Here is a 19,777-nt window from a genome sequence, read left to right as displayed (position 1 = left end):
CGGTGAATTCGCAATAGCGGAACAATGTCGCGCATACTTCGGGCTATTCACATCCCGAGGTCATCGGACCGGAGGGGATGCGAAATATACTTCTGCGCAGCCTGATTCGTTTGTCGCCGGGCCGCACCGGTTGTTCACCTCCCGGACACCCGCGATCGCGTCACATAACGACGCGGGCCGGGCTCGGGGCGTTCGCGCCCGCCGCGATGTGACAGCGGGCACGAAACCGGTGCGCTACGAGCCGGCGCTGCCGGTCAGCCCGCCGAGCAGGCCGCCCAGCGCCGAACCCGCGCTGCCGGTCCCGCCACCACCGCCGGTGCCACCGCCACCGCCCGGCTGGGACGGATCGGTCACGTTCACGATGATGGTCTTGGTGTTGCCGCCCTGCGAGGCGGTGATCATGTGCTGGCCCGCGGTGGTGGGCTTCCAGTCGACGTGGGAGTAACCGACCGGCCACGGCACGATGCCCACGCCATTGGTGAGGCTGGCGCCGTTGTCCGACCAGTAGACCAGCAGGCCGATCCCCGCGCCGCTGAGGTTCGCGGTGAGGGTGTAGCTGGTGTTGATCGTGTACGGGGCCGTGCCGGAGATGGCGACCGAGTCGACTGTGGCGGCGGCTTGCGGCGCGGCCAGCACGGCCACGGCGGCGGTGGTCGCGAGACCCGCGACGCCCGCGGCGATCCGGCGGGCTGATCTCGATGCGCGAATGCTGCTCATGCGGAAAGTCCTGTCTCGCTTACTAGTTCGGCGTGGTGCCGCTGCTGCCGCTGCCGAGCGGACCGGCGGGCCCGAAACCGCTGCCGCTGCTGCTGGAGCCCGAGCCGGGCGGCGCGTCGGCCACCTGCACGACGATCGACTGGCTGTTGGGGCCCTGGGACGCGGTGATGATGTGCTGTCCGCTGGTGGTGGGCCGCCAGCTGATCGAGGCGTGTCCGGGCGGGGACGGGATCTTGGGCGGGCCGATCTCGTTGCCGTTGTCGCTGAAGTACACGAGCAGGCCGATCGAGGCGCCGCTGAGGGTGGCCGAGATGGTGTACGCCTTGTCGACCACCGGGTTCGTCTGGTCGATGCTGACCGTGTCGACCGCGGCCAGGGACGCGGGGGCCGCGACCACGGCCGCGGCGGCGAGGGCGGCGAAGCCGGTGATCCCCACGCCGGCTCGGCGCGCGCGGATCCTCGGTGGTGTGTTGCGCATGTGTTGCTCTCCTGTGCTGCCCCACGGGGAGATGTGCGGGCTTCCGCACCCTAAGTGACCGAATGTGTGAAGCGTGGCTATTTCGAAAAAATAATCAAGCAAGCGTCCGCTTGGTCCTGGTGGGCGTGACGGGCCCCACCGGAAAACCCGTCACGCCGTACCCGAATCGGGTGGTTGCTAGCTGCTGCCGAACAGCCCGCGCAGCAGTCCGCCGACCAGGGTGCCCGCGCTGCCGCTCGCGCTGCCCGTGCCATTGCTGCCAGTGCCGCCGCTGCCCGGCGTGGTGGTGGTCGGGTTGCTGGTAGGCGGCGTGGTGGTGGTCGTGGTCGGCGGCGTGGTCGTGGTTGTGCCACCGGAACCGCTGCCGACATTCACGACCAGGGTCTGGGTGCTGTTGCCCTGCGAGGCCGTGATGATGTGCTGGCCCGGGGTGGACGGCGACCAGTCGAGGCTGGCCTCACCCGGCGGCCACGGGACCTTGCCGGCCGGAGTCAGGCCGGCGCCGTTGTCGCTCCAGTAGATGAGCAGGCCGACCGACGCGCCCGACAGGGACGCGTGCAGGGTGTAGTCGCCGCCGACGGTGGGCGTGGCGCTGGAAATGGTGATCACGTCGACGGTGGCGCTCGCGGTCGGCGACATGGCCACCGCAACCGCGGCGGCAGCCGCCACCGTGACGCCGGCCAGCCCGGCCCCGATCACGCGGCCCGAAGGTTTGCTGCGCATGGGTACTCCTGTGCTTCTCATGGTGTGCCCCAGAGGAATTGGGGTGGGAATCGGATCAGAGCCCGAAGGGCAGGCCATTGGCACTGCCGGTGCCGCCACCGCTGCTGCCGCTGTTGCCCGGCGACGTCGTGGTGGTCGGCGGGACCGTGGTGGTGGTCGTGGGCGGGACCGTGGTGGGCGGCACCGTCGTGGTGGTGGTCGGCGGGACCGTGGTCGTGGTGGTGGGCGGGACCGTCGTGGTCGTGGTCGGCGGGACCGTGGTCGTGGTGGTCGGCGGCACCGTGGTCGTGGTGGTGGTGCCGTCGCCGACGTTCACGATCAGGGTCTGGGTGGTGCTGCCCTGCGAGCAGGTGATGATGTGCTGGCCCGGGGTGCTCGGGGTCCAGTCGAGGCTGGCGTGGCCGGGGGGCCACGGGACCTTGCCGACCGGGGTCAGGCTGCTGCCGTTGTCACTCCAGTAGACGAGCAGGCCGATCGACGCGCCGGAGAGGTTGGCGCTGAGGGTGTAGCTGGTGCCGACGGTCCAGTTCGATCCCGAGATGGAGACCGAGTCGACGCTGGCGTGCGCGGCCGGGGCCTCATGGGTGGTCAGGACGGTGACCGCGCCGGTCGCGATGGCCAGCCCGGCCAGACCCGCGCCGAGGCTGCGCCCCATGGGGGTGATTCTCATGAAAACTCCTGGATTTCAGGGGAATTGGTCTCCATCAGAGACCGAAGGGCAGCCCGTTGGCGCTGCCGGTGCCGCCGCTGCCACCGCCGCCGGGGGTGGTCGTGGTGGTCGGGGGAACCGTTGTGGTGGTGGGCGGTTCGGTGGTGGTGGTCGGCGGTGCCGTGGTCGTCGTCGGCGGAACCGTTGTGGTGGTGGGCGGTTCGGTCGTGGTGGTCGGCGGAACCGTTGTGGTGGTGGGCGGCTCGGTCGTGGTGGTCGGCGGCACCGTCGTGGTCGTCGGCGGTTCAGTGGTGGTGGTGGGCGGGACCGTGGTGGTCGTGGTCGGCGGCACCGTTGTGGTGGTCGGCGGGACCGTGGTCGTGGTGGTCGGCGGGACCGTTGTGGTGGTGGTCGGCGGGACGGTCGTGGTGGTGGTGCCGTCGCCGACGTTCACGATCAGCGTCTGGGTGGTGCTGCCCTGTGAGCACGTGATGACGTGCTGCCCGGGGGTCTTGGGGGTCCAGTCGAGGCTGGCGTGGCCGGGGGGCCACGGGACCTTGCCGACCGGGGTCAGGCTGCTGCCGTTGTCACTCCAGTAGACGAGCAGGCCGACCGAGGCGCCGGAGAGGTTGGCGCTGAGGGTGTAGCTGGTGCCGACGGTCCAGTTCGATCCCGAGATGGAGACCGAGTCGACCGAGGCGTGGGCGGCGGGGGCTTCGTGTGTGGCCAGAACGGTGACTGCGCCCGTCGCGATGGCCAGCCCGGCGAGACCGATACCGAGATGTCGGCCGCCCAAGCGGATTTTGCTCACTATGCGTACTCCTGTGCTGCGACCCATGTGGGTAGGGGTCCGTCGCACAGTAAGGGAGGGGCAATGTGAAATTGGGTAATTTCAGAAAATTACTGGCTAGTTCTCCGCTATTGCTGCGCGGGCTTCGCCTTCCGGGCTGCCTTCTTCGCGGCCGCGGCCTCCCGCTTCGCGGCCTCGGCGGCCTTCTCCTCCGCGATGGCCGTGGCCGGATGCACCGCCACGATGCCCAGGCCCTGACGGCGTTTGCAGTGCTGCGCCAGCTCGTCGTAGGCGGGCTGGCCGATCAGCTCGATCAGCTCGGGCGCGTAAGCCTCCCACACCGGGCGAGTGCCGACGTGCGCATCCGGCGAACCGGTGCAGTACCAGTTCAGATCCAGGCCGCCGGGCCCCCAGCCACGGCGGTCGTACTCGGTGATCACGGTGCGCAGGATCTCCACCCCGTCCGGCCGGTCCACCCATTCCTGGGTGCGGCGGATGGGCAGCTGCCAGCACACTTCCGGCTTCACGGTGAGCGGCTCCAGGCCCTTGCGCAGCGCCATGGTGTGCAGCGCGCAGCCGATGCCCTCGGCGAAGCCGGGCCGGTTGAGGAAGATGCAGGCGCCGTCCACTCGCCGGGTGCGCAGGGCGGGCTCGTCGTCGAGGTCGTCCTCTTCCAGATACAGCTTCTTGCGGACCCGGCCCTTCTCGTCGACGGCCTTGTCCATCAGCTGCCAGTCCTCGGGTGTGAGCATTTTCACAGCCTGGTGCAGCTTCTTGCCGTCCTCCTCGTCGGAGAGGAACGCGCCGTGCGAGCAGCAGCCGTCGTTCTCCCGGCCGTCGATGATGCCCTGGCATGCCGGGGTGCCGAAAACGCAGGTCCAGCGCGAGAGCAGCCAGGTCAGATCGGCCGCGATCAAATGCTCATCATTTGCTGGATCGACGAATTCGATCCACTCCCGCGGGAAGTCGAGTTCAACTTCGGGCGCCGGGTCGATCTTCGCCGCTGGTCGCAGCCCGGTCGGTCCGCTCGCCGATGCACCTGCCGTCACAATGCGGAACGCTAACAGCTCAGTCGCCTGGCCAGAAGTCCTGACGCACCCAGTACCGTGTTCTTGTGCGTCTCGGTGTACTCGATGTGGGAAGCAATACCGTCCACCTGCTCGTGGTGGACGCGCATCGTGGTGGACACCCGATGCCTATGAGTTCGACGAAGTCGGCGCTGCGGCTGTCCGAGAACATGGACGACCAGGGCCGGATCACGTCCGCGGGCGCCGCGCGGCTGACCGCGACGGTAGCCGAATTCGCAAGTATCGCAAAGACTTCCGGCTGCGTGGAGCTGATGGCGTTCGCCACCTCCGCAGTCCGCGAGGCCACCAACTCCGACGAGGTGCTGGCCCGGGTGCGGCGCGAGACCGGAGTCAATCTGAAGGTGCTCACCGGTGTCGATGAGGCTCGACACACCTTTCTCGCCGTGCGGCGCTGGTACGGCTGGAGCGCCGGGCGGATGCTGAATCTGGACATCGGCGGCGGCTCGCTCGAGATGAGCAACGGCGCGGACGAGGTGCCGGATGTGGCGCTCTCGCTGCAACTGGGCGCGGGCCGGTTGACCCGCGACTGGCTGCGCCACGATCCGCCGGGCAAGCGCCGGGTCGCGGTGCTGCGCGACTGGCTCGACGCCGAGCTCGTGCTGCCCAGCAAGCAGCTGCTCGAGGTGGGCCGCCCGGATCTGGCGGTGGGCACCTCCAAGACCTTCCGCTCGCTGGCCCGGCTGACCGGCGCCGCCCCCTCTGTTGCGGGACCCCGGGTGCGGCGTACTCTCACCAGTTCCGGCCTGCGGCAGCTGATTGCGTTCATATCGAGAATGACGGCCGCCGACCGGGCAGAATTGGAAGGCGTAAGTTCTGATCGGTCACAGCAACTGGTGGCCGGTGCGCTGGTCGCGGAGGCGAGTATGCGGGCTCTGTCCCTGGACACGCTCGAAATCTGTCCCTGGGCACTGCGAGAGGGATTGATCTTGCGCAAACTGGATACCGACCTGGATAGCGAACCGATTACCGGCGGCCCCGACAGTGGCCTGTCGGGCCCGATCGAAACGGTGTCTCGATGACCGAGGATTCAAGCCAGCTGTCCGTCGCCGAGCTACTGGCGCGGAACGGCCAGCAGAGTGGGGCCCCCGCAGGCGGCGGCGGGCGCAGACGTCGAAGCGGCCGTGGCATTTCCGTCGCGGAACTGACCGGTGATATTCCGGTGGTGAGCGCGGGATCGTCCTCACACGCCGTGCCGGACGAGGACGTGGCCGAGCCCGCCCCGATCGAATCGGACTATTCAAACTCTTCGAACTTCTCGAATCATCCTGATTATTCGAGCTTTCCGGATTATTCGGACCTGGTAGCCGCCGCATCGGGCAAGCCGGACTATTCACAGTACGACGCGGTACCCGATCCGGACCCCGCGTATTCGCCGCTCTCCGGGCCGATCTCGTACTACGACCCGCTGGCCCCCGCCCCGCAGCCGCCGTCCGTAGCGGAGCCGTCCCAGGACTGGTCCGCCGGTCTGGACTGGCCGCCGACCGAGAACCCGCTACCGGAGGCCCGCCCGAGCGGCGGCCGCCGCCGCAAGCCGGACCCGCTGGACTCCGATGTCGCGCTGGGCCGGTTGCCGGGCATCGAACCTCCCGCCCCGCCCGCCGCGCCGCGCGAGGGCGGTCGCCGGCGCCGCTACGACCCGGACGACGAGAACACCGACGAGGTGCGTCCGTTCCGCGGTGACACCGGCCAGCCCGCCGACGGGGCCGCACGCACCCAGTTCAATCCCGCGGTCCGCCAGCCCTTCGACGACCGGCCGCCGTACGACGATCAGCCGCCCTTCGGTGACCCGGCCCGCACCCAGTTCCAGCCGGCCGCCCCCGCGTGGTCGCCGGTGCCGGGACCCGAACCGCTACCGCGCACCCCCGGGCAGGATCGGCCGCCCTTCGAGCCGCCGCAGGCCGCGCCCGCCGCGCCGCCCATGTCGCGCTCGGCGCGCCGGCACGCGGAATCGCAGGTCCAGAATGCCCCCCAGGGCCCGGCCGTCGACCGCCGCGGCGGCGTCGACCACGGCGCGGCCAACGGACTTCCGGAATGGTCCGCGCACCGACGACCCGACGCCGATCCCGTCCGCGACCGCCAGGATCAGGCCGCGGTGCCGACCGCCGCGTGGTCGTCGCTGGCCCACTCCGATCAGCAGCTGCTCTCCGGGGAATCGGTGGCAGGTGATCTGCTCCGCGACGCCCAGCAGCGCGACGATCAACGCGCGGAACGGAATTCGCGAAATGCCGGCAAACGTCCCGGCGGCGGGCGCGGCCGTGCGGTGGCGCCCGAGCCGGAGCCCGACGACCACCTCACCGATTTCTACGAGCCGTTCGACGACTACGACGACTATGACGACGACGAGCCCGAGACGTCGCTGGGCGGACGGCTTTCCGCGCTCACGCAGAAGGCCGGCTCCTTCGCCCGCAAGAGCAAGAGCAGGAGCACCCGCGGCGCCCCGGCCCGCTCGCGTGCCGCGGCCCGCTCCGACGACGACGAGCACCGCCGGCAATGGCTGATGATCGCGGGCCAGAGTGTGGGCGCCGCGGTCGCGGGCATGTTGCTGTTCAAGGGCTTCGAACGCATGTGGGAAATGCTCCCGTGGGTGGCCCTGGCCCTGGCCATGATCGTGATTCTCGGCCTGGTCGCCCTGGTGCGGGTGCTGCGCCGCACCGATGACATCTTCAGCACTGTGATTGCCGTCGTCGTAGGCGTCTTCGTGACGCTCGGACCGCTAGCCTTTCTACTCAGTACGAACTGAGCAGGGAGCAGCAGTGGGGAACATCGTGCAAGCGCAGGGGGCGAGCACCGAGGACCGGGCGGGGCGAAAGGAAGTCCGGGTCGGGCTCTCGACCGCATCGGTGTATCCGGAGAACACCGAGGCCGCCTTCCGCTATGCGGCCGAACTCGGATACGACGGCGTGGAACTCATGGTGTGGGCCGAGCCCGCCAGCCAGTCCATTTCGACCGTGCAGCATTTCGCGCACAAATACGATGTGCCGGTGCTGGCCGTGCACGCGCCGTGCCTGCTGATCTCGCAACGGGTCTGGGGGTCGGACCCGATCGCGAAACTCACTCGCAGCGTGCACACCGCCGAGGCGCTGGGCGCGGCCACGGTGGTGGTGCACCCGCCCTTCCGCTGGCAGCGCCGCTACGCCGACGGCTTCGCGAAACAGGTTGCCGAACTGGAGAATTCGAGCCCGGTCGCGGTGGCCGTGGAGAACATGTTCCCGATGCGCGCCGACACCCTGTTCCGCGGCAGCTCGATCGAGCGGCTGCAGCGCCGCGGCGGCCCCGGCCCCTCCATCACCACCTTCAGCCCCTCCTTCGACCCCACCGACGTCGGCTTCCGGCACTACACCCTCGACACCTCGCACACCGCCACCGCGGGCATGGATCCGCGCGTCCTGGCGGGCCGCATGGGTTCCGGTCTCACCCACCTGCACCTGGCCGACGGCCGCGGCGCCGCCACCGACGAGCACCTGATCCCGGGCGAGGGCACCCAGCCGGTGGCCGAACTCTGCGACATGCTGGTGCACAACGGTTTCGACGGCCAGGCCGTCATCGAGGTGAACACCCAGATGGCCCGCACCACCATGGACCGGGCCGCCATGCTCAACCGGGCGCTCACCTTCGCCCGCACCCACCTCAACCCCTTCACCCCCGCCCCCACCCCCGAACCGACCGTCGCCCACCGCGGCTGAGAGCCTCGGCGGGGGTTGCGTGATTCATCCCACCGCTGGGGCGGAAAGATCCGACCGTCCGTTTACGCTGTACAAACCGCGACAGTGGAAGGACAGCGGATGACAACGGAGTTGACCGTCGATCTCGAATCGGCGAGCGAACTGGCGAACGCGCCGTTCAGCCGCGTCTGCGCGCTGACCGAGGTCGAGGCGGAGACTCCCGGGCTCGGCCGCTACGCGGGCCTGATCGAACCCACCTGGACCATCGGCGACAAACTGCACGGCGGCACCATGGTCGCCGGCAGCGCGGCCGCCGCCACCGAATGGCTGCGCCGCACCGCGCCCACGCAGGCCGCCATGTTCCCCATCTCGGCCAGCACCGATTTCCTCGGCGCACCCGTCCCCGGGGAGGTCGAGTACGAGGTCCGCACCCGCAAGCTGGGCCGCCAGATCGCCCTCATCGACGCCGGCCTGATCCAGGACGGCCGCACCCTGGTCCACACCGCCTTCACCTTCGGCCACCTCGACGACGCCGTCCCGCAGTACGCCGCCGACCACGCCGGCGACATGCCCGCGGAACCGCCCGCCGACGCCCTCGCCTACGACGAGCGCAACCCCATGGGCAAGATCGTCCACGTCGCCCAGGGCTCCTCGGTCGCCATCGACCCGGCCTGGGCCCGCTTCCTCGCCGGCGAGAAATCCGAACCGCGCCTGCGCCTCTGGATCCGCCCCTTCGAGGGCGACGAACAGGACCCCGACGTCGCCGCCTTCTTCGCCCTGATGGCCGCCGACATGAGCCCCCCGGTCCCCATGAACCTCGGCCACTTCGGCTGGGCCCCCACGATTCAGCTCACCACCTACCTGCGCCGCCGCCCGGCCCCCGGCTGGCTCCGCGTCATCGCCCACAGCCGCGAGGTCGGCAACCGCATGTTCGACGAGGACCAACTCGTCGTCGACTCGACGGGCGCCATCGTCGCCCAGAGTCGCCAACTAGCCCTCATCCCTCAACCCCGCTGACCCCGCCGGCACGGGTTCCCAACGCCAACGCTCCTCGGCTGTGCGCTGAAGGCCCGGATAGGCGGGACAGCTAGCCTTGATCCTCATGACGAGGATTGCGGTTATCGGTGGGGGTCGGATCGGGGAGGCGTTGATCGCCGGTCTGCTCGAGTCCGGGCGGGCGAACAAGGATCTGGTCGTGGTGGAGCCGGTGCCGGCGCGGGCCGAAATGCTGGCCGACCGGTTCGGGATTCGCGCCACCGACGACATCGCCGATGCCGCCAAGTCCGCGGATCTCATCGTGATCGCGGTGAAGCCGAACGATGTGGACGCCGTGGTCGCCGAGCTGGGCAAGGCCGAACTGGGCGACGACCACGATCAGGTGCTGGTGTCGCTGGCCGCCGGCGTGCCGACCGCGCGCATGGAGTCCCGGCTGCCCGCCGGCTTCCCGGTCGTGCGGGTCATGTCGAACACGCCGATGCTGGTGGGCCAGGGCATGAGCGCCATCGCGCCCGGCCGCTACGCCCGCAAGGAGCAGCTGGCCCTGGTCACCGAGATGCTGGAGTCGGTGGGCAAGGTGGTGACGGTCGCCGAATCGCAGATGGATGCCGTCACCGCGGTGTCGGGTTCGGGCCCGGCGTACTTCTTCCTGATCGTCGAGGCCATGATCGACGCCTCGGTGGGCCTGGGTCTGAGCCGCGATGTGGCCGCCCAGCTGGTGACGCAGACGATGCTCGGTTCGGCGGCCCTGCTCGAGGAGTCGGGGCAGTCTGCTCCGGAATTGCGCGCGGCCGTCACCTCGCCCGCGGGCACCACCGCGGCGGGCCTGCGGGCGCTGGAGCGGGGTGCGGTGCGCTCGGCTTTCCACGATGCATTGGACGCCGCAAAACGCCGTTCCGCCGAACTCGGCGTGATCGCGGACTAACGTTGATGGTGCGGCGAGTGCGCTCCCCGCATTCAAATACTGCTCGGTTGCTAGTTTGCTGCCGAAGGCCGACTCGCCACAGCAAAGGCTGATTTCTCACACCCGTCGCAGCAATCCCACTGGTCCCGCTAAGCTTCAAGGAGCACGTGCGTGTCTGTTCCGCCGGTGGGGAAGCCGGCGGCGCGGACGTGCCGGAGGTCAGTGGCGCAATGATGTCTGGAAACAGCCAAGCGAGGTCCGGAAACAGCCCAATCAATGCAGGATCCGTCATCGGCGGAGGAACTCAGTTCCTCACCGTCGCCGAGGTCGCGAATCTGATGCGGGTATCCAAAATGACGGTGTACCGGTTGGTGCATTCGGGAGAGCTGCCCGCGGTGCGGGTGGGGCGTTCCTTCCGGGTACACGCCAAGGCGGTGCACGACTATCTGGAGACGTCCTACTTCGACGCGGGGTAGTACACCCGGATAACCGATCGGCCACCCGTTTCGTTCGCCGGAGAGTGGCCCGGTAGCATGGACCGGCATCCTGTACGTGCCGGTGGTGCCGCCGGGTCCATTCGGCCCGTATCGGGTAGGGACTGTGCAGGGTCAGACAGTGTGCACCCCGCGGAAGCGGGGATGACCCGAGAGAACGCGAGGAACAACCCTATGGGTTCTGTGATCAAGAAGCGCCGCAAGCGCATGTCGAAGAAGAAGCACCGCAAGCTGCTTCGCCGCACGCGTGTTCAGCGGCGCAAACTCGGCAAGTAAGCCGCTGTGTCGTAGCTGGAAGCCCGTCACCTCAGGTGACGGGCTTTCGTTTTTCACAGGTGATTGAAGTCATCGTTAGATCCTGGTTAATACCCTTCGGATGGTCCCTACTGGCCGGTTACTCTGGGAGCGCGGGAATAACACAGCGGCGATATTTCAAGACATGGGGGCTGCGAGTGGGATCCGGAGTGGCAGGGACTCGGGACGGGCAGGCGCCCAGGGTGGTGATGGTGACCGGTGCGAGCCGGTTCTTCGGCGGCAATGTGGTGGCCCGGCTGGCGGCCGACCCGGCCGTCGAACGCATCATCGCCGTGGACGCCAAACAGCCCAGCCGGGAGCTGCTGCGCCGTATGGGCCGCGCCGAATTCGTGCGCGCCGATATTCGTAATCCGTTGATCCGCAAGGTTATCGACGGAAATCAGGTGGATACGGTGGTGCATCCCGCGGCACTGTCGCGCCCGCCCTCGGGTGGCGGCCGGGCCGCCATGAAGGACATGAACGTCCTCGGCGCCATGCAGTTGTTCGCGGTGTGCCGCAAGGCTTCCAGCGTGCGGCGGGTGGTGGTGCGGTCCTCCTCCGCCGTCTACGGGTGCAGCGCCAAGGACCCGGTGAAATTCACCGAGGAAATGAGCGCGCGCACGCCGCCGCGCGGCTGGTTCGCCCGGGACATGATCGAGGTGGAGGGCTTCGTCCGCGGGCTGGCCCGGCGGCGGCCGGATATCTCGGCGGCGATTCTGCGCTTTCCGCCGATCGTGGGGCCGCAGCTGGCCAAACGCGGTGTGCAGTATTTCCGTTCGCCGATCACCCCGACCATCCTCGGGCGTGATCCGCGCATGCAGCTGCTGCACGAGGAGGACGGCATCGCCGCCCTCGTCCACGGGGCCATGACGGCTCCGGGCGGGACCTACAATGTGGCAGGTGACGGCGCGATGGCGCTGTCGCAGGCGATCCGCCGGGCCGGGCGGGTCGAATTGCCGGTCCCGTACGCGGTTTTCCGCACCGTCGGGCGGACCGTGATGGGCCCGGTCATGCGGGAGTTCACCGCGGAGCAGATCGACTACTTCCATTTCGGGTGTGGTCTGGACACCACCCGGATGCGCACCGAACTGGGCTTCCAGCCGCGCTGGACCACGGTGCAGGCGTTCGACGACTTCATAGGGGGCGCAGCGTTGCGGCCCGTGATCGATCCTGCGTGGATCGACGCCGCAGAAAACAAACTTCTCGGCCTGCTCGGGGCCGGGACGGGAGCACACCAATGAGTGATGTAGCGAAGGTGATTCGACTTCACGACGTGGACTTCGAGACGCGGCACAGCCGGCCGTCCCGGGCGTGGCCGGTGGGGGAACCGGCGCTCACCCCGGTGACCTCGCTGACCGACCGGCTCGCCGAAGCCGAAGCGCGCCAGCCCAAGTCGCTGGGCGACCTGATCCGGGGGACCGTTGCGGACGGGGTCCGCTACACCGCCGACTTCGCGCGCCGCCGCCTGACCGGCGATTATCAGGTCGACGAATTCGGTTTGGACGAGCACCTTCTCGAATCGGTGATCCTCCCGATGCTGCGCCCGCTGTCGGACCTGTGGTTCCGGGTCGAGGTGTCGGGCATCGAGAACATTCCGGAGGTGGGCGGCGCGCTCATCGTGGCCAATCACGCGGGCACGGTGCCGCTGGACGGGCTGATGCTGCAGCTGGCCGTGCACGACCGGCACCCCAAGCAGCGGGCGCTGCGCATCCTGGCCGCCGATCTGATCTTCGAGACGCCGATCGTCGGCGGGCTGGCCCGCAAGGCCGGGCACACCCTGGCCTGCCCGGCGGACGCCGAAAGGCTGTTGCGCGCGGGCGAAGTCGCGGGCGTGTTCCCCGAGGGCTACAAGGGCATCGGCAAGCCGTATTCGGACCGGTACAAGCTGCAGCGTTTCGGCCGTGGCGGTTTCGTGTCGGCGGCGGTGCGCACCGGCGTGCCGATCATTCCGTGCTCCATCGTGGGTTCGGAGGAGATCTATCCGAAACTGGCCGATCTGAAGCCGCTGGCCCGCCTGCTCGGTATCCCGTATTTCCCGGTGACGCCGCTGTTTCCGCATCTGGGTCCGCTCGGTGCCATTCCCTTCCCGTCGAAGTGGTACATCGAATTCGGCGAGCCGATTTCGACCGCCGGATACGAACCGGCGGATGCGGATGATCCGATGACGATGTTCGAAGTCACCGATCAGGTCCGCGAAACCATTCAGGGGACGCTGTACAAGAATCTGATCAAACGCCGGAATCCGTTCACCGGCTAGTTCTTTCGCACATATTTGCGACCGGCCCGCTCCGAAATGGAGCGGGCCGGTCGTTTTATGTGCTGGCGAAACTGCCCGAGAGCTAGCTCGCTTTGGCTTCCCGCTTACGCGAGAGCACGGCCGCGGCCGCGCCGCCCGCCGCGCCGAGTGCGAGGGCGGTGGGCACACCGACTTTCGCGGCCTTGCGGCCGGTGCGGAAATCGCGGATCTCCCAGCCGCGGTTCTTGGCGACCTCGCGCAGGTCCGCGTCCGGGTTGATGGCCACGGCGGTGCCGACCAGCGAGAGCATGGGCACGTCGTTGTGGCTGTCGCTGTAGGCGGTGCAGCGCTTGAGGTTCAGGCCCTCGCGAATGGCCAGGGTGCGCACCGCGTGCGCCTTGCCCAGCCCGTGCAGGATGTCGCCGACCAGGCGGCCGGTGAACACGCCGTCCTCGCTCTCGGCGACCGTGCCCAGCGCGCCGGTCAGGCCCAGCCGCTTGGCGATGACCTGCGCCAGCTCCACCGGCGTGGCGGTGACCAGCCACACCTGCTGGCCCGCGTCGAGATGCATCTGGGCCAGCGCCCGGGTGCCCGGCCAGATCTTGTCGGCGATGATCTCGTCGTAGATCTCCTCGCCGAGCGCGGCGAGTTCGGCGGTGGGGCGGCCGGCGATGAAGGAGAGCGCCTTCTCCTTGCCGGAGGCCATATCCTGGTGGCTCTCCTTGCCGGTGACCCGGAATTTGACCTGTTTCCAGGCCATATCGACCAGGTCGGAGGTCTTGAAGTACTTGCGTGCGGCCAGCCCGCGGGCGAAGTGCACGATGGAGGCGCCCTGCACCATGGTGTTGTCGACATCGAAGAAGGCGGCGGCGGTGAGGTCACGGGGGACCGCGAGGGGCGGCATGCCGTCGTCCCGCAGCGCGAGTTCGGCGTCGTGCAGGGCAATGGCGGCGTCGGCGCTGGCCTCGCCGGCCAGGTTGGCCCGGACCTCTTCCTCGCTGGGACCGAACGGACTGCGGGTGATGCGGGTGAACTGATCCTGCAGGTCCTGCAGGCCCTGACCCCAGCGCGCCGGGAATTCACCGAAGCGGCCCGCGATGAAGCCCGTCCCCTGCTCTTTCGAACGTTCCGGCACCAGTACCTCCGCCTGTTAGCGCGAACAAGTCCACAGTAACGCCCGGGGGTGGCCGCAACGTAGACGGTGAACGACATATCGGAGAGTTGTTAGATGGTGGCTATGAGCGATTCGACACATGCTGTGACTCTGTTGACCCGCAGCGGCTGCGGCCTGTGCCACACGGCACTGGAACAATTGCGGCCGATCTGCGCCGAGTTCGGCATCGAGGTCGCGACCGTGGACGTGGACGAGGCCGCCGCCACCGATCCGGGCCTGCGCGCCGAATACGGCGACCGGTTGCCGGTCGTGCTACTGGATGGGCGCGAGCACAGCTATTTCGACGTGGACGAGCCGCGACTGCGTGCCGACCTCGCGAAATAAGGCGCAATAGGGGCTTTTCGGGGGTTCGTGACGGCGGGCCTCCTTCACCCCTTCCCACCGGTGTGTTGCGTAGCGGGTTCGCGCTGATGAGGGTTGAATGAAGCCGGGGCCGGAGCCCGCCGCAAAGTGACTGAATTCACCGACTTTGTGCAGGGCTTCACAAGCGGTTACGGTGGTGGCACGCGACCCGCCTTCTCGGGCAGCGGAAGCGACCCCCTGAACCTGACTCGACCTCGCCTGCAAGGACCGCGACGGTCTCCCGGCGTCGGGTCGACAAGAGAACCCGGACACTCACCCCCGGCCGGACGAGGAGCGCAAGCGACGTGACAGAGCAGCACGAGACGCCGCCGACTGGCGTCTCCAAGGCTCTGCAGAAGGACATCCCGCAGGCCACGGTGGCCCGGCTGGCCACCTATCTCCGCGTGCTCGCCGTACTCGCCGACGACGGTGTAGCCATCGTATCGAGTGAGGAACTGGCTGTCGCGGCGGGTGTCGGTTCGGCGAAGTTACGCAAGGATCTTTCCTTCCTGGGGCCCAATGGCGTTCGCGGCGTGGGCTATGACGTGATCAAGCTGCGCGACCGCATCGAGGATGTGCTCGGCCTGTCCGAGGGGCACCGGGTGGTGCTGGTCGGAGCCGGTCATCTGGGCCGGGCGCTGGTCGGCTACGGCGGTTTCCGCCGCCGCGGGTTCGCCATGGTCGGGCTGTTCGACAACGATCCGGCGGTGATCGGCACGACGGTGTGCGGACTGGTCGTTCGCGATGTCACCGAAATGGCCGATGCCGTCGACACTCTGGAGCCCACCATCGCCGTCATCGCGGTGCCGGACGCGGCTGCGCAGGGCGTCTGCGATCTGCTGGTCGAGGCCGGCATGCAGTGCATTCTGAGCTTCTCCGCCCTGGCGCTCGAGGCGCCCGCCACCGTCGAGGTGCGGCGCGTCGATCTCGCGGTGGAGATGCAATTGCTGTCGTTCGAGCGGGCCCGCAGCGCGGAATCGGCCGCAGAGGAAGCGATGAGCGCGGCCGCCGGGAGCCTGATGCCCCGGGTACCGATGACAACCAGCAAGGGAGCGGTGGTCCAGCCATGAGTGTGCTTCTCGTCGGGATCTCGCATCGCAGCGCACCGGTGTCGGTGCTCGAGAAGATCGCCATCACGGAGACCGACCGGCCCAAGCTGACCGACAAGATGCTGGCCTCCAGCCACGTCTCCGAGGCGATGATCGTCTCCACCTGTAACCGCATCGAGGTCTACGCGGTCGTCGACGCCTTCCACCCGGCGCTGGGCGAGATCGGCGAATTGCTCACCAAGCATTCGGGTCTGCCGCTGCCGGAGCTCACCAAGCACGCGTACGTGCGCTACGCGGAGGCCGCGGCCGAGCACCTGTTCGCGGTGGCCTCGGGCCTGGACTCCATGGTGGTCGGCGAGCAGCAGGTGCTGAGCCAGATCCGGGCCGCCTACGCCGCCTCCGACGCGCAGCAGGCCGCCGGGCGCACCCTGCACGAGCTGGCCCAGCACGCGCTGCGGGTGGGCAAGCGGGTGCACTCCGAGACCGGGATCGACCGCGCGGGCGCGTCGGTGGTGTCGGTCGCGCTGGATCGCGCGCGCATGGTGCTGGGTCCGCTGGCGGGCCGCACCGCGCTGGTGCTGGGTGCGGGCGCCATGGGCGGGCTCGCGGTGGCGCAGCTGGCACGCGGCGGGGCGGCGAAGATCCTGGTGGTGAACCGGACGCTGGAAAAGGCGCAGCGCCTGGCCAATACGGCCACCACCATGCACGGCGTGGCGGCCGAGGCCATCGAGATGGACCGGCTGACCGAGGCGATGGCCGCCGCCGATGTGGTCGTCACCTGTACCGGCGCGGTCGGCGCCGTGGTGACGCTGGCGGACGTGCATCGCGCGCTGGCCGCCAAGACCGGCTCGGAGGAGCTGGTGATCTGCGATCTGGGCCTGCCCCGCGATGTGGACCACGCGGTGGCCGGGCTGCCGGGTGTGACCGTCATCGACATGGAGACGCTGCAGCGCGATCCGTCGGCCGGCGCGGCCGCCGACGACACCGCCGCCGCGCGCACCATCGTCGCCGACGAACTCGCGAAATACCTTGCCGGACAGCGCATGGCCGAGGTCACCCCGACCGTGGCCGCGCTGCGCCAGATGGCCGCCGACGTGGTCGAGGCCGAGCTGCTCCGGCTGGATTCCCGACTACCGGGACTCGAATCCACCGAACGCGACGAGGTGGCCCGTACCGTGCGACGGGTGGTCGACAAGCTGCTGCACGCGCCGACGGTGCGGGTCAAACAGCTGGCGTCCACGCCCGGCGGCGACAGCTACGCCGAGGCGCTGCGCGAGCTTTTCGAACTGAAACCCGGTGCGGCACAAGCGGTTGCCGCGCCGATGGAGATTTCCGCCCTGCAGGGCGAACTGGCCGACGATTTCACCGCCGCTCACCCGGGCGACGAACAGGGGCACACCGCATGACCGGAGCAATGGTGCACGAGAACGAAACAACCGTCCCCTCCACGGAGCGGATTGTTGGCCGCGGAACCGTCGAGGCGCCCTGGCGCATCGGTACCCGCGGCAGTCTGCTGGCCCTCACCCAGGCCGGGCATGTGCGCGACGCCCTGATCGCCAACGGCCAGCAGGCCGAGCTGGTCATCGTGAAGACCGCCGGTGACCAGAACGCCACCGATCCGGTGCAGAAGATCGGGGTGGGTGTCTTCACCGCCGCGCTGCGCGAGGAATTGGCCGCGGGCACGGTCGACATCGCGGTGCACTCCTACAAGGACCTGCCGACCGCGCAGGATCCGCGCTTCGACATCGCGGCCATCCCGGCCCGCCAGGATCCGCGCGACGCGCTGGTGGCGCGTGACGGCCTGGTGCTCGGTGAGCTGCCCGCGGGCGCGAAGGTCGGCACCTCCGCGCCGCGCCGGTCCGCGCAGTTGAAGGCGCTGGGCCTGGGCATCGAGATCGTGCCGTTGCGCGGCAATCTCGACACCCGCATCTCCAAAGTTACTTCCGGTGAATTGGATGCCGTCGTGGTGGCGCGGGCCGGGCTGGCCCGCATCGACCGCCTCGACGCCGTCACCGAATCGCTCGAACCGGTGCAGATGCTGCCGGCCCCGGCGCAGGGCGCGCTGGCGGTCGAATGCCGCAGCGCCGATACCGAACTCGTGACCATCCTGTCGGCTCTCGACGATCTCGGCACCCGTGCCGCGATCACCGCGGAGCGGGCATTGCTGGCCGAACTGGAGGCCGGCTGTACCGCACCGATCGGTGCGCTGGCGGAGGTCGTCGAATCGCTCGACGACGACGGCCGGGTGGTGGAGGAGTTGTCGCTGCGCGCCTGCGCGGCGGCGATCGACGGCTCGGATGTGATCCGGGCTTCAGTGGTCGGCTCGGTCGCGGATGCCGCGGACCTGGGTCGGGCACTGGCGCGCGAGCTCTTGGAGCTGGGGGCGCGCGACCTGCTCAGCGTCACAGAGGAGCCCGCTGAGCTCACCGACGACAGCAATCCCAGCCCAATGGAGAACCAACGATGAGCCGAGTGACGAAGAAGAATCCCGGTCGGATCCTTTTCGTGGGGTCCGGGCCTGGTGACCCGGCGCTGCTCACCGTGCGGGCCCGCGAGGTGCTCGGCCGGGCGACGCTGGCGTTCACCGATCCCGATGTCGACAAGGGCGTGCTCGCCCTGATCGGCACCGCGGTCGAGGAGAACCCCGACGGGACCCGTCCCGTCGACGTGCGTCCCGCGCTCGGTGACGCCGCCGAGGTGGCCAAGACGCTGATCGCCGAGGCGCGCAATGGTTCCGACGTGGTGCGGCTGGTCTCCGGCGACCCGATGACCACCGATTCGGTCATCCACGAAATCAACGCCGTCACCCGTTCGCACCTGAACTTCGAGGTGCTGCCGGGGCTTTCGGCCGGCACCACCGTCCCCGCCTACGCGGGCATCGAAATCGGTTCCAGCCACACCGAGGTGGATGTGCGCGGCGAGGTGGACTGGGCGGCCGTGGCGGCCGCGCCGGGTCCGCTGGTGCTGCACGCCACCTCCGGGCACCTGGCCGAGACCGCGTCGGCGCTGGTCGAGCACGGCATGGCGCCGCAGACCCCGGTCGCGGTGACCGTGCGCGGCACCACCCGGCAGCAGCGCACCATCGACGCCACGCTGGCGACGCTGAACAATGCCGCCTCCGAACTGGTCGGCCCGCTGGTGGTCACGGTCGGCAAGGAGGTCGAGAAGCGCGCCAAGACCTCCTGGTGGGAGTCGCGGGCCCTGTACGGCTGGACCGTGCTGGTGCCGCGCACCAAGGAGCAGGCCGGTGAGATGAGCGAGAAGCTCGTCATGCACGGTGCCATCCCGATGGAGGTGCCGACCATCGCGGTCGAGCCGCCGCGCAGTCCGGCGCAGATGGAGCGCGCGGTCAAGGGTCTGGTCGACGGCCGCTACCAGTGGGTGGTGTTCACCTCCACCAACGCGGTGCGGGCGGTGTGGGAGAAGTTCGGCGAATTCGGCCTGGACGCCCGCGCTTTCAGCGGCGTGAAGATCGCCTGCGTCGGTGAGGCCACCGCGGAGAAGGTGCGCTCCTTCGGCATCAACCCGGAGCTGGTGCCCAGCGGTGAGCAGTCCTCCGAGGGCCTGCTGGCCGACTTCCCGCCCTACGACGACGTTTTCGACCCGGTCAACCGGGTGCTGCTGCCGCGCGCGGACATCGCCACCGAGACCCTCGCCGAGGGCCTGCGCGACCGCGGCTGGGAGATCGACGACGTCACCGCCTACCGCACCGTGCGTGCGTCGCCGCCGCCCGCGGAGACCCGCGAAATGATCAAGACCGGCGGTTTCGACGCGGTGCTGTTCACCTCGTCCTCCACCGTCCGGAACCTGGTCGGCATCGCCGGCAAGCCGCACGCCCGCACCATCGTGGCCTGCATCGGCCCCAAGACGGCCGAGACCGCAATCGAATTCGGCCTGCGCGTGGACGTGCAGCCCGAAATCGCCCAGGTCGGCCCGCTCGTCGAGGCGCTCGCCGAGCACGCCGCCCATCTGCGCGCCGAGGGCCTGCTGCCCCCGCCCCGCAAGAAGAGCCGCCGCAGCCGCTAGCGCTCGCGGCCGGGCCCGGCGGTATCGCCGTGTTCGCCGGCCGGAACCGGGCCCCGCATCCAATGATGCGGGGCCCGTGGCATTTCGCGTTCGCTGGGCGTATGCCCATGAAAATGCTGGCGTTTCATTTCGACCCGAAATGCATACGCTGCGTT

Annotated in this window: 21 protein-coding genes; 14 read left to right on the top strand and 7 right to left on the bottom strand. The window is 69.1% G+C overall.

What is annotated here, in order from left to right:
- Positions 1–234 precede the first annotated feature (234 nt).
- The 6 genes from ACFXIV_RS11605 to ACFXIV_RS11580 all read right to left on the bottom strand — a co-directional run bounded on the left by ACFXIV_RS11605 (position 235) and on the right by ACFXIV_RS11580 (position 4,406).
- A complete protein-coding gene (locus ACFXIV_RS11605; RefSeq protein ID WP_379399561.1) occupies positions 235–717 on the bottom strand; it encodes a hypothetical protein in 483 nt (160 codons plus the stop codon).
- Between the two features lie 22 nt (positions 718–739).
- Positions 740–1,195: an Ig-like domain-containing protein gene (locus ACFXIV_RS11600; protein WP_379399560.1), complete on the bottom strand. Its 456-nt coding sequence runs from the start codon at positions 1,193–1,195 to the stop codon at positions 740–742.
- Positions 1,196–1,372: 177 nt separating this feature from the next.
- Complete coding sequence (locus ACFXIV_RS11595) at positions 1,373–1,918, bottom strand: hypothetical protein (protein WP_379399559.1); 546 nt, start codon at positions 1,916–1,918, stop codon at positions 1,373–1,375.
- Positions 1,919–1,973: 55 nt separating this feature from the next.
- On the bottom strand, positions 1,974–2,588 hold the full coding sequence (locus ACFXIV_RS11590; protein WP_379399558.1) for a hypothetical protein: 615 nt from the start codon (positions 2,586–2,588) through the stop codon (positions 1,974–1,976).
- A 34-nt stretch (positions 2,589–2,622) separates the two neighbouring features.
- Complete coding sequence (locus tag ACFXIV_RS11585; protein ID WP_379399557.1) at positions 2,623–3,378, bottom strand: hypothetical protein; 756 nt, start codon at positions 3,376–3,378, stop codon at positions 2,623–2,625.
- Positions 3,379–3,485: 107 nt separating this feature from the next.
- On the bottom strand, positions 3,486–4,406 hold the full coding sequence (locus ACFXIV_RS11580; RefSeq protein ID WP_379399556.1) for a hypothetical protein: 921 nt from the start codon (positions 4,404–4,406) through the stop codon (positions 3,486–3,488).
- A 65-nt stretch (positions 4,407–4,471) separates the two neighbouring features.
- Here ACFXIV_RS11580 and ACFXIV_RS11575 point away from each other — a divergent pair, with 65 nt between their 5' ends.
- The 9 genes from ACFXIV_RS11575 (at position 4,472) to ACFXIV_RS11535 (ending at position 13,052) form a co-directional block, all read left to right on the top strand.
- The gene (locus ACFXIV_RS11575; protein ID WP_379389230.1) at positions 4,472–5,464 is read left to right on the top strand and encodes a hypothetical protein; all 993 of its coding nucleotides are present in this window, start codon (positions 4,472–4,474) and stop codon (positions 5,462–5,464) included.
- Positions 5,461–7,185 (top strand): hypothetical protein, encoded by a 1,725-nt coding sequence (locus ACFXIV_RS11570; RefSeq protein ID WP_379399555.1) that lies wholly within the window; start codon positions 5,461–5,463, stop codon positions 7,183–7,185. The genes ACFXIV_RS11575 and ACFXIV_RS11570 overlap by 4 nt, the downstream gene beginning before the upstream one ends.
- Positions 7,186–7,207: 22 nt before the next feature.
- Positions 7,208–8,128, top strand: a complete 921-nt coding sequence (locus ACFXIV_RS11565; protein ID WP_379399606.1) for a sugar phosphate isomerase/epimerase family protein — start codon at positions 7,208–7,210, stop codon at positions 8,126–8,128.
- Positions 8,129–8,227: 99 nt separating this feature from the next.
- A complete protein-coding gene (locus ACFXIV_RS11560; protein WP_379399554.1) occupies positions 8,228–9,124 on the top strand; it encodes a thioesterase family protein in 897 nt (298 codons plus the stop codon).
- Positions 9,125–9,209: 85 nt separating this feature from the next.
- Positions 9,210–10,028 (top strand): pyrroline-5-carboxylate reductase, encoded by an 819-nt coding sequence (gene proC, locus ACFXIV_RS11555; RefSeq protein ID WP_379399553.1) that lies wholly within the window; start codon positions 9,210–9,212, stop codon positions 10,026–10,028.
- A gap of 212 nt (positions 10,029–10,240) precedes the next feature.
- Positions 10,241–10,483 carry a helix-turn-helix domain-containing protein gene (locus ACFXIV_RS11550; protein ID WP_045437601.1) on the top strand — a complete coding sequence of 81 codons (243 nt, stop codon included), beginning with the start codon at positions 10,241–10,243 and terminating at the stop codon, positions 10,481–10,483.
- A 192-nt stretch (positions 10,484–10,675) separates the two neighbouring features.
- The gene (locus tag ACFXIV_RS11545; RefSeq protein ID WP_003402602.1) at positions 10,676–10,777 is read left to right on the top strand and encodes a 30S ribosomal protein bS22; all 102 of its coding nucleotides are present in this window, start codon (positions 10,676–10,678) and stop codon (positions 10,775–10,777) included.
- A 227-nt stretch (positions 10,778–11,004) separates the two neighbouring features.
- Entirely contained in the window at positions 11,005–12,036 is a 1,032-nt protein-coding gene (locus ACFXIV_RS11540; protein ID WP_379399605.1) for an NAD-dependent epimerase/dehydratase family protein, read from the top strand.
- Positions 12,033–13,052, top strand: a complete 1,020-nt coding sequence (locus tag ACFXIV_RS11535) for a lysophospholipid acyltransferase family protein (protein WP_379389234.1) — start codon at positions 12,033–12,035, stop codon at positions 13,050–13,052. Before ACFXIV_RS11540 ends, ACFXIV_RS11535 begins: the two co-directional genes overlap by 4 nt.
- An 82-nt stretch (positions 13,053–13,134) precedes the next feature.
- Here ACFXIV_RS11535 and ACFXIV_RS11530 read toward each other — a convergent pair whose 3' ends face one another.
- Positions 13,135–14,085, bottom strand: a complete 951-nt coding sequence (locus tag ACFXIV_RS11530; protein ID WP_379399604.1) for an HAD family hydrolase — start codon at positions 14,083–14,085, stop codon at positions 13,135–13,137.
- A 183-nt stretch (positions 14,086–14,268) separates the two neighbouring features.
- Between ACFXIV_RS11530 and ACFXIV_RS11525 the strand changes: the two genes are divergently transcribed.
- The 5 genes from ACFXIV_RS11525 (at position 14,269) to ACFXIV_RS11505 (ending at position 19,622) form a co-directional block, all read left to right on the top strand.
- Entirely contained in the window at positions 14,269–14,529 is a 261-nt protein-coding gene (locus ACFXIV_RS11525; RefSeq protein ID WP_354846896.1) for a glutaredoxin family protein, read from the top strand.
- A 323-nt stretch (positions 14,530–14,852) separates the two neighbouring features.
- Positions 14,853–15,617, top strand: coding sequence for a redox-sensing transcriptional repressor Rex (locus tag ACFXIV_RS11520; protein ID WP_379399552.1), 765 nt, complete (start codon positions 14,853–14,855; stop codon positions 15,615–15,617).
- Positions 15,614–17,002: a glutamyl-tRNA reductase gene (locus ACFXIV_RS11515; RefSeq protein WP_379399551.1), complete on the top strand. Its 1,389-nt coding sequence runs from the start codon at positions 15,614–15,616 to the stop codon at positions 17,000–17,002. Before ACFXIV_RS11520 ends, ACFXIV_RS11515 begins: the two co-directional genes overlap by 4 nt.
- On the top strand, positions 16,999–18,063 hold the full coding sequence (gene hemC, locus ACFXIV_RS11510) for a hydroxymethylbilane synthase (protein WP_379399550.1): 1,065 nt from the start codon (positions 16,999–17,001) through the stop codon (positions 18,061–18,063). The genes ACFXIV_RS11515 and hemC overlap by 4 nt, the downstream gene beginning before the upstream one ends.
- Positions 18,060–19,622: a uroporphyrinogen-III synthase gene (locus tag ACFXIV_RS11505; protein ID WP_379389237.1), complete on the top strand. Its 1,563-nt coding sequence runs from the start codon at positions 18,060–18,062 to the stop codon at positions 19,620–19,622. The genes hemC and ACFXIV_RS11505 overlap by 4 nt, the downstream gene beginning before the upstream one ends.
- Positions 19,623–19,777 lie beyond the last annotated feature (155 nt).

It is taken from the genome of Nocardia sp. NPDC059236, assembly GCF_042754085.1.
In the GTDB taxonomy this organism is placed as follows: Bacteria; Actinomycetota; Actinomycetes; order Mycobacteriales; family Mycobacteriaceae; genus Nocardia.
This window is presented reverse-complemented; position numbering and strand designations above follow the sequence as displayed.